This is a genomic window from Amantichitinum ursilacus (assembly GCF_001294205.1).
Lineage (GTDB): Bacteria > Pseudomonadota > Gammaproteobacteria > Burkholderiales > Chitinibacteraceae > Amantichitinum > Amantichitinum ursilacus.
Genome location: NZ_LAQT01000033.1, coordinates 1 through 14,513 on the forward strand (window position 1 = coordinate 1; position 14,513 = coordinate 14,513).

Consider the following 14,513-nt stretch of genomic DNA (forward strand, 5'->3'; position numbering starts at 1 on the left):
CTGGCAGACTGCTTTGTTTGGTGGGTCTCGACCCACCCTATGTGGCGCCGCGGGCGTCGAGCGGGCAGTCGCGTTTACGTCCGCCCATGGGTTACAGATTCGCGCTGCGCGCCAGCGCCTCGTGCAGAGCAAGATTCAGTTTTTCTTCGCTGAATGGTTTGGCCAGCACGTTGATGCGAGCTTTCAGCGCGCGCTGCAGTTCTTCGGCGTAGCCAGTCATCAGCAGTACCGGCAAATGCGGCCACGCCACCTTGATGGCCTCGGCCAGATCGATGCCGTTGATTTCGCCGGGCATGTGGATATCCGACAGCACCACATCCAGCAGCGCATCGCGTTGCAAGGCCTCTAACGCCGCAGCAGCGCTGGCGACGCGCGAAACCACGTGGCCGTCGGTATCGAGCATCGCGGCGATGCCCTCGGCGACATCGTCGTTGTCTTCCACCAGCAAGATGCGCAGCGGAATCGAGCTTCGCGTCGCCTGGGCGCGTAGTTCGCTCACCTTGACTGCCTCGGGTTGCGCGCGCGGCAAGTACAGATTGACGCTGGTGCCGCCATTAACCTTGCTTTCTACCGTCACCAGCCCGCCGGATTGCTCGCAAAACGCAAACACCTGCGCCAGGCCCAGCCCGGTGCCCTGGCCTTCGGCCTTGGTGGTAAACAACGGTTCAAACACGCGTTCGCGTACCGATTCCGGCATGCCTGGGCCATTGTCAGCCAGCGTTAACCGCACAAATTCGCCCGAACGCCCCGGACCGTCGGCGGGCAGCACAATGTTCTCGGCCCACACGGTAAACACACCGCCATAAGGCATGGCGTCGCGCGCATTGACGGCGATGTTGATCAGCGCCACCTGCAGCTCGCTCGGGTCTACCTTGATCGGCCAGATGTCATCGCTCAGTGCATTACGTAATTCGACTTTCTCGCTCAGGGCCGAGCGCAGCAGTTGCTCGGCCAGCTCAATCTGCCGCGGCAGGATCACGATTTCGGCGCGCAGCGGAAAGCGGCGGCTGACGGTCAGCAACTGCCGCGTCAACGCTTCGCCAGTTTGCAGCGCGCGTTCAATCGCATCGACATAGCGGTTTTCTTCGGTCAGATGGCGGCGGCGCAGGATTTGCACATTGGCCGACACCACCATCAGCAGGTTATTAAAGTCGTGCGACACGCTGCCCATCAGCTTGCCCAACGCTTCCATCTTGCGTGATTCGCGCCAGGCCGCTTCCATGGCGTGGCGCGCGGTGGCTTCGGTCAGCCAGCGTTGCCAGGCCTCTTCTTCACGCGAAAGCTGGCGCAGCGAATACATGATTACGCCCCACAGGGCGGCGCACGGCAGCAGAAAAATCAGGCTGAAGCCGGCAATCTGCCGCAGCCAAGCCATATACAGATCGTGCTCGGGGTAGGCCGAAATCACGTAACCGCCGTGGGCCTCCACGCGGCGATAGGCAAAGAATTTCCATTTGTTATCAAGGCCGGAGCGCGCTTCCAGCGTACCCGCCAAGGGTGAATTCTGATAAGCCGTAGCAAATTGCAGCGAGGGATTAAAGCGCATGCCTACGCGCGGGCTGGATGGAAAAATCGAGAGCAGCGTGCCGTCGCTACGCGTTAGCGCAATCGACTGGCCGGGCAGGTCGCCGGCCAGTTCGGCATAAAACTTCTGAAAATAATCGGGATTAAGCGAAATCAGCACCATGCCGGCAAAGCGCCCGCTGCTGTCGCGCCAGGCCACGCTGTCATTAAAGATGACATGCGGCGACGCGCGCGCCACCATCACATCGGACAAGCGCCCACCCACGCCCGCGCGGATGTCCTGAAAATCCTTGCGATCGGCGATATTGACTGGCATCGCCGGGTAAACGCGGCTGCTGACCAGCGCGGTGCCATCCGCGCCCACCACGGCGATCGCGTAGACCTGCGGCAGGTTGGTGGCCATGCGGGCCAGCCGTGCATGCAACTGCGCCTGATCGGCCTTTAACTGGTCTTCGCTGCGATTGCCCAATAGTTCGACCACGCGATCCGTCAGCGCGGCATCCAGATCAAACACTTTGTTGGCTTGTTCAGCAGCCACGCGCGTGGCGCGGATCAGCGTGGCTTGCACTTCATCTTTGCGATCTTCCAGCGCGCGATTGGCCACCACGATAAACAGCAGCAGCGGCAAAACCACCGCCGCGGCCAGCGTGGCTTTCAGCACGCGGCGCAGCAACTCGAAATTGCGAGGAGGGAGTGCCCGCAGCGGAATCATCTCTGCTGAGGAATCGTGCGCACGCGTCATGGCTGCTGCTGGACCTTGTTTATGCAAATAACATAGGGGGAGGGTGGGGCCGATTATGCCGTTCCGACCGGTCGGTTTCTACGTTGGTGCCCACATGTACAAAAAAACGTGAGCCAAGAAAAACCCCGCCGGGGCGGGGTGGGGGATCAGCGCAGCGGCCGGCCTTAAGGCGGGCTGCTTAGAAATCGTAGGTCGAGCCCGAGTTACGCGCTTCGACCAGATCTTCCAGCTGGCGGCGACGCAGGGTCTTTTGCCGGTTAGCGTTGGAAATCATTTCTTCGGTCGGACCACGACGGCGGGCCGGAGCCGGGCGGGTGGTCATCTGGGCTACTTCTTTTTCAAGCGTTTCGTCTGCGTTCATTGACATCTACCCCTTCCTGGAAACGTTACGCGGGTTAACAAGGTGTACTGCGGGTTGTTGTTAAGTCTTGCCTGAAACGTAATTACAAACCGCAAGAATAACACTATCTGCCCGGAAATTTCTGATATTTCCTTGTAACCCTCGAAAAAGCCAATGCGGCCCACAAGGGCCGCATTGCTTGCACCGCGCCAGGGCTTACTGCGCTTTAGCGGTGCGGATTTTGCCGCCTTGCTGGATCGGATCGGTGTAGCCATCGGTCAGCGTTTTCATAAACGCCACCACATCGCGGATTTCAGCATCGGTCATCGGCGGCTTGTCGCCCCGCTTGTGATTAAACGGCGCTTCCATATTGATGTTTTCCACATATTGCTTCGGCAGATCGTCGTATTTGATCACTTTGCCGTGGCTGTCTTTGGCGTACCACTTGCCCGGATTGGTTTCGCGCTCGTTATAAAAGTGCACCACTTTTTCCAGATCGTTAAACGCGCCGTTATGGAAAAACACCTTGCGCGTCGCGACGTTACGCAACGACGGCGTGCGGAACAGCCCGCAGAATTCGCCCCGGCCTTTCAGATCAGTACGGTCCGGGCCGCACGCGCCCATATCGTTGAACTTGCTGTTCTGGTTGATGGCCAGCTTCATGTTGCGCGGCACGCCGATGGCCAGCAAACCAAAGTCGCTAAAGTTGGGAAAGATGCCTTCGGGCGTCACGGCGCTGATGTGGCAGCTGGCGCAGTTGCCTTTTTCTTCGTCGTTAAACACCTCCAGGCCGTGCAGCTCTTGCTTGGTCAACTGGGTCTGATGGCGCAGGAAGGCGTCGTACTTGCTGCTGTAAGGATAGAAGTCGGCGGGCGTATCTTGATAGTCCTCCAGCGCCAACGTGCCCCACTTGAACAGCTGATCCGGGTTATTGAAAATCTCGTCGCCCAAGAGCTTGCGTAATTGTGGGGCATACGCCGCTTTTTGCAGTTTGGCGGCCACTTCAGCGGGCGAAGCATTGGCCATTTCGTTAACGGCCAGCAGCGGAATCCGCGCTTGCTCATGCACATTGCGCGCACGGCCATCCCAGTTATGCCCGCCGGTCGGGCCCGCATCGACGCTATCGTCGCCATCATCGTCATAAAAGTGCTCGGTAAACACCGGCACCGTTTGCAGATAACGCAGCGAGGGCACAGCGCGCGTGCCTTCCAGTTTGCCGTCGCGACCCCCCAACTGCACTTGCAGATTGTTGGGGGGGCCAAACGCATGATCAGGGCTGTGACAGGTGGCGCAGGCCATCTTGCCCGATGCCGACAGCGACGGATCAAAGAACATCAGCTTGCCGACGGCGGCCAGTTCTTTGTAGCTGGGCTGGTTTTTTACCGGCGCGTAATCAGAACTCTTCCAGGCCGGTTCTTTTTTGGCGGTGGCGCTGGCGCTACGGGCGGCAGGGGTGGCGGCCAGACTGTCTTTGCCGCCGTACAGGGCGCCCAGTGCCAATAAGGCGGCGCAGCTGAATACAGGAAAAAAGAGCCGGGATTGGGGTTTGGTGAAACGGGGCATCGCGGTTGCCTGCTTATCAAGAATTATTCTCAGGCCCGCAGTCTAGGTTTGACACATTACCGACATATGACAAGTCGGCGCATCGCTGACAGCGACACGGTAAATAAATTCCATCCCGCAACATTTCGCTAACGTGGCTGAAACATTGCAATACACATAATGCGCCCACTTCTAACAAGGAGATGTACAAAACATGAAGCGCGCACTTGTATTCCTGCCCATGGCCGCGGCCATTGCGGGCGCTCTGGTGGCCTGTGGCGAGGGCAATGATGGCGGCAACGTCACCACGCCCACCCCGTCGCCCACCCCCGTCGCAACAATCTCCGGTGTTGTAACCGGTAGTTACTTCCAGAAAGCCAAAGTCTGTATCGACGCCAACAACAACGGCGTGTGCGACACCGGCGAAACCAGCACCACCACCGATGCAAGCGGCGCCTTCACGCTGACCGGTACGGGCGCTCTGGTGGCCGAAATCGGCACCGACGCCGTCCGCTACGACCCGGACACCAAAACCAGCACGCCAGTCACCAGCAAGCTGGTGTTCCGCGCACCGAGCGGCGCCACCGTGGTCAGCGCGCTGACCACCGAAGTGGTGGCCATTGCCGGCACCAACGGCGGCGATATCGCCGCTGCGCAATCCACGCTGGCTACTCGCCTGGGCGTGACCATCGCGCAAGTGATGGAAGACCAGAACAAAGAAGCCGACACCAACGTTAAAGCCATCCTGAAAGCCGAAAGCGACCAGGGCATCACTCGTATCGCCACCGCAGTGGCAGCGGGCGGCGACGTGACCAAAGCGCTGACCAACGCGCTGGCGCTGGACCAGATCCAGAACGTGGTGGTCATCTACGCCGAAAACCGTGGCTTCGATAACCTGTATGGCTTGTTCCCCGGCGCTAACGGCATTCCGGGTGTTAACCCGACTGCAACTGGCTCGGTCGCCAAACAAACCGACTATGACGACAGCGTGCTGCCGTACCTGCCCAAAACCTGGGGTGGCCTGACCGCCGCCGGCCAGTCGGTGACCATCAGCGAAGCCATGACGGCCACCTTCCCGAACGGCATGTTCCAGATTGATGATCCCAAAGGCCTGCTGAACACCGGCGTGACGATGGACCAATCGGTACTGACGCGCGATCTGGTGCACCGCTTTTATAACAACCAGATGCAGATCAACGGCGGCAAGAACGACAAGTACGCCGCGTACTCGGATGCCGGTGGCCTTAGCATGGGCTACTTTGACGGCAGCAAGATGCAGATGTGGAAAGTGGCACAAAACTACGTGCTGGCTGACAACCTGTTCCAGGGCGCGTTTGGCGGTTCGTTCCTGAACCACCAATACCTGATCTGCGCTTGCGCACCGACCTACCCGAACGCCGAAGACGCCAGCAGCCCGGTCAAGAACGCCATTGCCGCGATCGACACCGACGCCAACGGCAACTTTGTACGCCTGACGCCGGGCACCAATGCGCCGGCCAGCTCGCTGACCAGCGCGCCGGTGTACAAGCGTGATGCCGCGATCACGCCGAAAGACGCGTCGGGTATGTATTACGCCGTTAACACCATGCAACCGGCGTACCAGCCGTCCAGCGTGGCGCCGCCGTCCACCGACAGCACCAAGCTATACGCCGACACCACCAGCGCCAGCTATCTGCCGCCGCAAACCCAGACCAACATTGGCGATCTGCTGAACGCCAAGAAAGTCAGCTGGGCGTGGTACGGCGGTGCGTGGGCCAGCACCCTGGCGCAAGCCAAGGCCGGCCGTACGTTTGCCAGCCCGATCCCGAACTTCCAGTTCCACCATCAGCCGTTTAACTACTACGCCGAATTTGATCCGGTAACGCACGCAGCCGACCGCGCGACGCACCTGAAAGACTTCGACACCGACATGCTGAACGACATCAAGAACGGCACGCTGCCCGCCGTTGCGTTCTACAAGCCGCAAGGTAACCTGAACCAGCATAACGGCTACGCCAACGTCACCGACGGCGACAGCCACATCGCGGATCTGATTGCCAAGCTGCAAGCCAGCCCGCAATGGAAGCACATGCTGGTCATCGTTACTTATGATGAAAACGGTGGTTTCTACGACCATGCTGCGGTGCCGAAGGCAGACCGTTGGGGCCCGGGTACCCGTATTCCGGCCCTCATCGTGTCGCCGTACGCCAAGAAAGGCACTGTGGACCACACGCAATACGATACTGCGTCGATCCTGCGCTTTATCACCCACCGTTATTCGCTGCCGGTACTGCCGGGCCTGACCCAGCGTGACAACGCGCTGGTGGCCAACGGCGGCAAGCCGATGGGCGACTTTACTGCGGCACTGGATTTCACCCAGAGCGTGCAATAAGCCATAACCTGAGCTGACGTTCTGACACCCACCCGGAAGGCGCAAGCCGACCGGGGTTTTTTATGGCGCCGCCGTGGGCGCGCGGGCAAGGGTGGGACGGAACGGACTCAGCGATGTAGTTAGCGCGGCGCTGGCCGCAGGCGGTGGCAGCCAGAATTCGATCACACCGGGGCGAGGCGACAGCACCGCAGGCAATTGGCGCGGCACTGCATGGGGGAAGGCCGCGGCCAAAGCTTCGGCGCACGCTTCATCGCCTGCGGCATACAAAAAGGTGGGCACGCTCCAGCGTTGTGGCGGCAGGCTGTTTTGCTTGAGCGCGGTGGTGGTCACGTTTTCGATGCCCGGCGTGCGTATGCCCGATCCGGCCAGGTTGTTGATAAAGCCCAGCGCTTTGCTGCGCTCGGCCTCACTATAAATCTGCACAAACAATCGCATCGGCCGCTGCGACAGATTGCACGACAGCACGATGCGGTCATAGGGCGTGGGCGTGGGCGTGGATCTGGCGCTGGCGGCGGGCGTTGGCGCGGCCCATGGGCCGGGTGCGGGGGCGGTCGCGGAGGCGGAGGCGGAGGCGGAGGCTGTCGCGGTCGCGGGCGCTGGAACCGGCACAGGCGCAGGCGCGGTGACGGTCGAGTCCTGCCCCAACGGGCCGGGCTGCAGACTGGCCACCTCCACGCGCTCGGTCAGCATCATCCGCAGCAATTGCCGCAGGCGCCCTTGCACGCCACCCACCCAGGGCAGATTGCCCAGGTCAAACGAAGCGGGCGTCGCGCTCTGGTCACCGCCGCGCACGCCGTACCAATACTGCCGCCACACTTCGCCCGCTTGCGGGTGCCCGGGCCGCGCTTTGAGCGTGGTGCAATGGTCGTCCTGGGTGTTCTTGCCGCAAAACGCGGTGATCGCCTTTTCGATACTCTTGAGCGCCGCATCGGTGGCGTCCGAGCGGCCAAAGCCTTGCTGTAATTCGCGCAGATGCGTAATGCGCACATTGATGGCCAAGGCGTCATCGCAAGCGCTGGCGGTGCACTTGGCCAGATCGGTTTGCACCTGGTCATACAGCTTGAAAAAATCCGCCGCCGCCTTGCTGTCATCGGCCTGTTTCTGATCAACGCCATGCCACACCGCGGCCAACAACGACAAGGTGGCCGTCGCACCCACGGTCCAGCGCAGGGCTGGTGTGGCGCGCTGGCGACGCGCGCTGTCCGGGTCGGCGGGTGGAGCGTCGGCCGCTTTGGCGGTTTCCACTTGTTGAATGGGCGTTTCCGCCGCCCAGCGCGGCAATTGCCAGACCAGATCGGGCGTAATGCGCTGGCCCAGAATCCGCCCCAGGCAGTGATAGCTCTCCCATTGCGCCTCATCAAAAAACTGATCGCCGCTGCTTTGCTGCGGAAAATCCGAATTACTGTCGGCGTAGCCAATCAGATCAAAGTCCGGTTGCCGGGCACGCCGCGGCTTGACCACCAATAACGCGCCAATGCGCGGATGCTCGCCGCGCTTGCAATAGCGGATGCGCGCCAGCAAAAAATGCTCGGGGCCTGCCTCCGCAGTAATAGTCGCCACGGTGCCCACCGCCGCTAAAAACGCATCGTGCCCATGCCAGCGCTGGCGCAAGGCGTCGGGCGCTAAAAATTCGATCTCCGCGCCATAATCGATGCGCGCTTTGCGCACCAGGTTTTCCAGATCCTCAAACAGATATTCCGGATCGGCGCTGCAATCGGCCAATACAATCACGGACGGCCGCCGCTTGAGCAGCGCATAAACGCCGGTATTGTCGAAATGCCCGCCATCCGATAAATACCAGTGCGGATCATTCAAGCCCGGAAAACGGGCCAGGCATTCGCCACAAATGGCCCAGTATTTGGCAAAGCGCTTTTGCCAACGTTTAAGTCGCAGCGTGTGCGCATTGAAATCGGCATCAATGGCCGCATTCGGCGGGCGCAAGCGTTTCGACCAATAGCCCAAACGCAAAGCGGATAAAAAGAACAGCGCGCTTAAACCACTGCGCGTACGCGATCCCATTCCTGAACCCACCGCCGCGCCGGAAATCACGGTCCATTGCGCCAGGGTGGTTTGCGCCGGCAAGGCCGCCAGATCCGGAAAACGCGTGCCGGTTTCCACGCCCAACGCACTGACCGCCATCGCAATGCCTTTGCGATCCGCGTTATAGCTATCGGTACGGTCATCAACCGTCTGGTTAATGCAGCAATTAATCAGATGAATAGGCCCGCCGTGTTTATGCGGTGCGTATTCACTCATCGGCGGATCATCACCATCGACAAATTCGGAGATATTGCAGATGCGATCCGCAATTTCGGAAGACACCGGGTCCAGCGGCGAACCGGCTCTAAAACGCCCACCGGCGCCGATATTGCCCAGCGACACATAAGCACGCGCCATGCGCAAGCGATAGAAATAATGCAGCGACGCCAGATTGGCGTGTTCCAGATCGCGCCCGGTTAAACACATATAAATAACCACCGGCACAAACAACACCAACCAGCGCAACGCGCCTTGCCATAACGGTGGATCGGGCAGGGCAGACAGATTCCACGAGAAATACAAATAGAACTGCAACGCCACCGACCATAACAGCAAGATAAACAGCAACAGGGCAATACCGACATAATGTGCAATGCGTTCCAGCGGAATTGAAACCCGCGTTTTGGCTTCCAGCGTTTGTTGGAATATCCGCACCGCCACCAACACCACACTGCTGGTGGATGCGCCCGTCAACAAGGACCACGCGTGATCTTCATTGGCCAACATAAACGCCAGTTGCCAACTGACCGCATCCAGCACGCAGGCCGCCAACAATAAGCCCGCGCAAAACAAACTTTGCGTTAGTCCCGCCGTCGCCCATTGCCGCAAACCCGCAGGCGGCATGCGCCGTACCCGTAAACGGCAGCTGGCTAATGCCGCACTGAGCAAACCCGATAACACCGCCAATAACACAATGCTGCTTAATGCGCTGACGCTGATCTGATCGACATCCATCGAACAGGGAAACTGCGCCGCCTGATTGCTATCGCGCGCGCACACCGCCGCATCGCTCAGCCCATCCAGCACGGTGCCGGTTAATGCGGCAAAAAAGCCCAACACCAACAAGGCAATTGCTAACGTTTGCCGCGGCGTACTGGTTTCGTTTTGCGAAAACCAGAACACGCCAATATGTTTGGCCAGGTAATACAAGGCAATGGGCCACGCCAGACACCACCATGACGGCAATGTCACGTTATGCAAAGTCAGCCATGGCGTTTGTAAAAGCAACTGCACCAGGCTTTCCAGCGCATGCGGCAATGTGACCACGCCCGCAATCAATAACATCAACAACGCGACTTCAAATTGCGTCGCAATAAAGCCGCGTAATGAGGTCGCAAAAAACAAAGCCTGATCGCGCGCGCCCCCGGGCATCAAATATCGACCATTGCTGCGCAACCACCACAACAAGGTGGAATCATCGCGCCGCATGCCGCCTTGCACTTCTTCGGCATTGGAAGATTCAATATCGCCGGTTTGCGCGGCATCGGCCCTTAAACCAAACAAACGTCCAAACGCCGCGCCGATATAGCCACCGCCGGAAACGGTGGATAAATAATCGACATGTTCAAGCACGCGGTTTTTGGCCAACGCACGCAAAAGGCCAAAGCTGAACGTAGCGCTGCGGATGCCGCCACCGGATAAAGCGACGGCAATAACGGGCCGCTGCTGGTCGGCAACCCCGGCGTGACGGCGGCGCTCGGCAATGATGTCATGCTCGAAATCGAGACCGGATGGTTCGGGGATTTGCATGGACACCGCTCCCGCATGATCAGGTTCATCAAGGCTGAGAGCGGGGCCGATCTGGCGGGTGACTGTCTGCTATTGCCGGCTATGGCAGGAGTATATGCGGCGAGTAAGAGGGAGCAAGGCGAGCTTATCGGCGGTGGCGCGTATGACATCAGATCCGATGGATGAGGCAAAGCTTGATTCGGTACGAGCAGCCATGCTGCGATCCTGAGCTTCGCCTCTTCATCTAATGGCGAATTTGTGCCTGTTCTTTAATTTCATGATTCCATTAAGTGGGGAGCGCTCTGTCGCAGATAATCTCTTAATGCTAGCCAGACCTCCTCGTTTCCAATTAGAAAGCTGTCGGCTTTTTTCCATTCGGGTAAATCTAAGGCTGTTTCGATTTCATATCTGCCCACGAGCTCGATTGAATTTCTAAGAATTTCAGCCTCTCGCTTCAATCCTACAAATTCATAGGCATCAGCGACGTCCAGGTATTGCACGCCACCGGGAAAGGCCGCCGACATCATGAATTCCACACCACCGTTATCGAGAATTCCTTGCGCGTGGTACACCAACATAAAATTTCTTAAACATTCTTCCAGTTGAAGCGGCGTTCCCTTTGAACTCGGCAATTTTGCTAATATTTTTTGATAGGCAAGGTCCAGCACTGCATATTCGTCGTTGTCCATTAGTATGCCGCCTCGCAACCGCCGATCAATCCGCAAATTATTGACTCTCCGATGCTAGTTGCCGCATCGGATGTACTTTCCCCGCCTTCTGCCGCCTCAACAATGGCTGGCAGGGCTGTAATCCAGACAATCCAAGGCAGAAATCCAGCAACGACTATTACATACTTGATAAAGGCCAACGTCCCTGAGATATTTTGCTTCCACCCAATAAAAAAATGAAAAAAAGAGAGCGAATACCAAAGTACATGCTAAGGAAAAATGCCCGAAAAATCATCTTCGATATCCTTATGGATGGCCATCGCGCGGCAGCCGATTAGCAAGTATGCTATCCCATACGTCTTCGCCAATGCCGATACGGCACCGGCGCAAGCCCCGGCATGAACCGAGTCTGCCTTGGGCCAGCGTATTTTTGTTCCATCTAATATCCACAATCGAACCTTCAAAGCAACCTCTCCGCGTGTCTCATACTTGCACACGTTATTTCAATGACAATTTCCCTATCAAAAACAATTTCATGTTCCACAAGGTTATTTTCTTGTCTCACTTCGTGGTAAAGCAAATCGGCCTCTCGCGCATTGCCAAAAAAATCGAAATTAGTCAGCTTACAATCTTTAATTTCAAAATATTTCAGAACATGAACCCTGTCGTGAAAAGGTCCAAGTAAATTAAGGGTTAGGTCCGGCTGCGCTTCAATATCATTATAAATATAATTTTTTGCGCGAAAAAAAATCGAATCGAGCCAGGCATCGTGAAGACTGCCTCGGCTGGACAAATCATGTCTTGACGGGTCCGACGCAAAAGCATAAATATCGGGTTTCATTTCGTTTTTTTTTGATTCTAAATATTGGAAATATTTGTCGTATGACATAAATCCATTCATATCTTCCCGAATATAGATCACGATTCATTACCTTCTCAAGTATTATCATCATTTATTCGTTTCTTAATATGCTGCATCGCACCCACCCATCAAACCGCACAGAATGTCTGCGGTAACCGCAGTGCCGATATCTCCTACGTCGTCGCCATTTGTGGCACCCTGCGCAATTGTAGGGAGGACGGTCAATAGCAGAGCCGCGGCACCTGCACCAGCTATTCTCGGCTTCATAAAATCCCCGACGCTTCTACCCTTGATGCTTGCGGTTCCTTTTTTGGGGACATAGCCAGCACGACGGGCAAAGTCATAAGCTTGGCCCCTGCATTGCGCCGCAACCGAATCTGGCAAATCAGCGGGGGCACCTATCTTTCCATGCTTGTTGAACCATCCATTTGGCCCATACAAGCCAGCTTCCTTTCCATTAGGTGAATAGACGTGAATCTCAAAGCTGGCTTGGCCCTCAACAGTGAATGTATCTATTCCACCTTTCCATCCTTGACCCAAGTCGACATAAGACCTTGCTAGTCCATATAGATCAATACCAATAACCGGATTGCCACGCGCATACGCATAAGTATTGATCCCCCCACCCAACCCGATCGGATCGAGCGAGCACTGCTGACTCGCCGGATGCTCATCAGACGTACCGCATAATCCCAGCGCTTGGCGTTTAAAATTCTGGCCGATTTATCGGCTAATCGAAGGGCATTAAAATACTGCGAGCTTCAGCAGCGCGCAGATATCTGGAGAAAATTTCTTGCCCATCGAAGAAGGGTTCGTCCACTTGTACAATGCGCTCCGCTCGGACATAAACCCAAGTAAGTTCACCGCGTTCAGTCGGATACACGATGCCGCTTCTGCCATGGCCGACGATATCAGCTTTGAGTGCAGCACTTTCTTCCGAGTCAGCAGTTACCAATACAAAGCTTTCCTCCCAAAAGCTCTCAAGGAGTTCACCCAACGATGACTGCACTTCACTTCGAAAAAACAGGCTGGCCATATAAATCATATTCAACTACCTTTTTAAAGCGCAAATCATTGAGTAGCGTCCACGCTGTTTTCGCAGTCTTGTCACCATTTTTTAAGGCCTCCAGGATCTGCTGCAGCGTTTTATCCTTCCATTGGCCGCGAAAGACTTCCCGAACGCTCGCCTTACATTCTTTTGCGATGATTCGATCCGCATTACTGGTCAGCCGGTTATGGCATTTTGAATAACAGCATTCTGCTCGCCAGAGCCCGCCGCATCCAGTAATGCCCTTAATTCGTCGACGTCTCCACGCCGAATGGCTTGTTCAATCGCTGCATCCACCGTGGTGCGCGCCATTGCGCTTGGATCGATAAACACTAAGGGGTTATTACCCACATACCCATAAGTACTTATCCCCCCACCCAGCCCGATCGGATCGCTCTGGATATACCGCCCCAAGCATGGATCATATTCGCGATAACCATTGCTGCTGCGCGAGATCTCCTTGTCCCGGTACTGCCCCGGCATGCGCAGGTTATACACAAATGTATTGCCCGTGCCGTCGTACTTTATTTTCCAGAGGTGGGTTTCTATCGAGGGTGGTGGCCAACCCTCAAACAATAGAAACAACAGCGCCCATGCAAGACGGGCGCCGAATATATTCAAAATGGGGGTTAGCCTATCCCGAAAAGAGAGCCCATTACGTTTTTCAACCACGCCTTTATGTCGGGCCAAGCCATTTTCTTCTTTTTAAAAGAAGATACCAGCAATGATCCGGTAAACCACACAACCAGACCCAAACCTACGATGATTGTTATAAATTCATACGTTGACATTAGAACCCCAAAGTTCCCAGTTCACGCAGAAGCTCGCTAGGCTCGGAGAGCAGATCGACGCCCTTTTCCTTAAAGAACTGAACAGGAGTCGGCTCATTCGGGTCATCATACTGAGTACCAAATGGCAGTACGCCAAGCAAATTTCGCCAACTAGCATCAGACCACTTGTCATTAATTGCCTCGCTGCATTCTTGCTTAGCGCGCTTCCAAGCCGAATTGGCTGAATTGATATTCCACGCCCCCCAAGCGGCGGCCCCCATTCCGGCAGGCGCACCTACAACGCTCGCATCCGGACCGGCCGCAGCCCCCAGCTTCAACATCCCCGCTGCATATAGTCTTCCGGCATTAGCAGCATTACCAAAGGATGCTGTAGCTTTCACCGGATTTAACAAACCCAGCGGATCAATATTGCCCGTTGGGTTGCCGTCCACATATGCACAAGTATTAATCCCCCGCTCAACCCGATCGGATCGGACTGGATATACCACCCCATATACGGATCATATTCGCGAAAGCCGTTGCTGCTGCGCGAGATTTCCTTGTCCCAATACTGCCCCGGCATGCGCAGGTTATACACAAACGTATTGCCCGTACCTTGCGGATCTTCATACGGATTCGGCGTCGGTCCGAACGGGTTGGTTTCCCAGCGCCACACCACCTTGTTGGTGGCCGGGTTGGTCACCTGTTTCGGGCTGCCCAGGTGGTCGGGCCAGACGTAGTACGCCACCGCCGTGCCAGCGCTGTTCAGCCGCACCGTGGCCATCGGCCAGTCGCCGAGGTAGACCGTCTCCTGCACCATCTTGCCGGTACAGTCGTACTCGCCGAGGATGTGGCCGGCTTCGTCTTGGAGAGGTGAG

At 56.9% G+C, this 14,513-nt stretch carries 11 protein-coding genes; 1 reads left to right on the forward strand and 10 read right to left on the reverse strand.

Translation table 11 applies throughout. The annotated features are described in order from the left end of the window. Window positions 1-91: 91 nt before the first annotated feature. From WG78_RS18585 to WG78_RS18595, 3 genes are all read right to left on the reverse strand, one after another. Complete coding sequence (locus WG78_RS18585; protein WP_083459375.1) at window positions 92-2,266, reverse strand: response regulator; 2,175 nt, start codon at window positions 2,264-2,266, stop codon at window positions 92-94. 178 nt (window positions 2,267-2,444) lie between these two features. Then, window positions 2,445-2,633 carry a hypothetical protein gene (locus WG78_RS18590; protein ID WP_152969293.1) on the reverse strand — a complete coding sequence of 63 codons (189 nt, stop codon included), beginning with the start codon at window positions 2,631-2,633 and terminating at the stop codon, window positions 2,445-2,447. Between the two features lie 189 nt (window positions 2,634-2,822). Then, on the reverse strand, window positions 2,823-4,169 hold the full coding sequence (locus WG78_RS18595) for a cytochrome-c peroxidase (protein WP_053939344.1): 1,347 nt from the start codon (window positions 4,167-4,169) through the stop codon (window positions 2,823-2,825). Window positions 4,170-4,362: 193 nt separating this feature from the next. Here WG78_RS18595 and acpA point away from each other — a divergent pair, with 193 nt between their 5' ends. Then, the gene (gene acpA / locus WG78_RS18600; protein ID WP_053939345.1) at window positions 4,363-6,519 is read left to right on the forward strand and encodes an acid phosphatase; all 2,157 of its coding nucleotides are present in this window, start codon (window positions 4,363-4,365) and stop codon (window positions 6,517-6,519) included. A 60-nt stretch (window positions 6,520-6,579) separates the two neighbouring features. Here acpA and WG78_RS22965 read toward each other — a convergent pair whose 3' ends face one another. The 7 genes from WG78_RS22965 to WG78_RS18630 form a co-directional block, all read right to left on the reverse strand. Further along, entirely contained in the window at window positions 6,580-10,308 is a 3,729-nt protein-coding gene (locus WG78_RS22965; RefSeq protein WP_053939346.1) for a patatin-like phospholipase family protein, read from the reverse strand. Window positions 10,309-10,562: 254 nt separating this feature from the next. Continuing rightward, on the reverse strand, window positions 10,563-10,976 hold the full coding sequence (locus WG78_RS18610; RefSeq protein WP_053939347.1) for a DMP19 family protein: 414 nt from the start codon (window positions 10,974-10,976) through the stop codon (window positions 10,563-10,565). 439 nt (window positions 10,977-11,415) lie between these two features. Next, entirely contained in the window at window positions 11,416-11,877 is a 462-nt protein-coding gene (locus WG78_RS22560; protein WP_161805150.1) for a hypothetical protein, read from the reverse strand. A gap of 670 nt (window positions 11,878-12,547) precedes the next feature. Beyond that, window positions 12,548-12,862 carry a DUF4288 domain-containing protein gene (locus WG78_RS18615; protein WP_053939348.1) on the reverse strand — a complete coding sequence of 105 codons (315 nt, stop codon included), beginning with the start codon at window positions 12,860-12,862 and terminating at the stop codon, window positions 12,548-12,550. A 180-nt stretch (window positions 12,863-13,042) separates the two neighbouring features. After that, window positions 13,043-13,555, reverse strand: coding sequence for an RHS repeat-associated core domain-containing protein (locus WG78_RS22970; RefSeq protein ID WP_201782487.1), 513 nt, complete (start codon window positions 13,553-13,555; stop codon window positions 13,043-13,045). Window positions 13,556-13,655: 100 nt separating this feature from the next. After that, window positions 13,656-14,087, reverse strand: coding sequence for a hypothetical protein (locus WG78_RS18625; protein WP_152969295.1), 432 nt, complete (start codon window positions 14,085-14,087; stop codon window positions 13,656-13,658). Then, on the reverse strand, window positions 14,042-14,455 hold the full coding sequence (locus WG78_RS18630) for an RHS repeat domain-containing protein (protein ID WP_053939351.1): 414 nt from the start codon (window positions 14,453-14,455) through the stop codon (window positions 14,042-14,044). The genes WG78_RS18625 and WG78_RS18630 overlap by 46 nt, the downstream gene beginning before the upstream one ends. Between the last annotated feature and the right edge of the window lie 58 nt (window positions 14,456-14,513).

What these genes read in the sequence shown, in the direction of transcription:
- WG78_RS22965 (WP_053939346.1), bottom strand. Translation starts at nt 10,308, where the DNA reads ATGCAAATCCCCGAACCATCCGGTCTCGATTTCGAGCATGACATCATT.
- WG78_RS18630 (WP_053939351.1), bottom strand. Translation starts at nt 14,455, where the DNA reads ATGGTGCAGGAGACGGTCTACCTCGGCGACTGGCCGATGGCCACGGTG.
- WG78_RS18615 (WP_053939348.1), bottom strand. Translation starts at nt 12,862, where the DNA reads ATGATTTATATGGCCAGCCTGTTTTTTCGAAGTGAAGTGCAGTCATCG.
- WG78_RS18590 (WP_152969293.1), bottom strand. Translation starts at nt 2,633, where the DNA reads ATGTCAATGAACGCAGACGAAACGCTTGAAAAAGAAGTAGCCCAGATG.
- WG78_RS18595 (WP_053939344.1), bottom strand. Translation starts at nt 4,169, where the DNA reads ATGCCCCGTTTCACCAAACCCCAATCCCGGCTCTTTTTTCCTGTATTC.
- WG78_RS18585 (WP_083459375.1), bottom strand. Translation starts at nt 2,266, where the DNA reads ATGACGCGTGCGCACGATTCCTCAGCAGAGATGATTCCGCTGCGGGCA.
- acpA (WP_053939345.1), top strand. Translation starts at nt 4,363, where the DNA reads ATGAAGCGCGCACTTGTATTCCTGCCCATGGCCGCGGCCATTGCGGGC.
- WG78_RS18610 (WP_053939347.1), bottom strand. Translation starts at nt 10,976, where the DNA reads ATGGACAACGACGAATATGCAGTGCTGGACCTTGCCTATCAAAAAATA.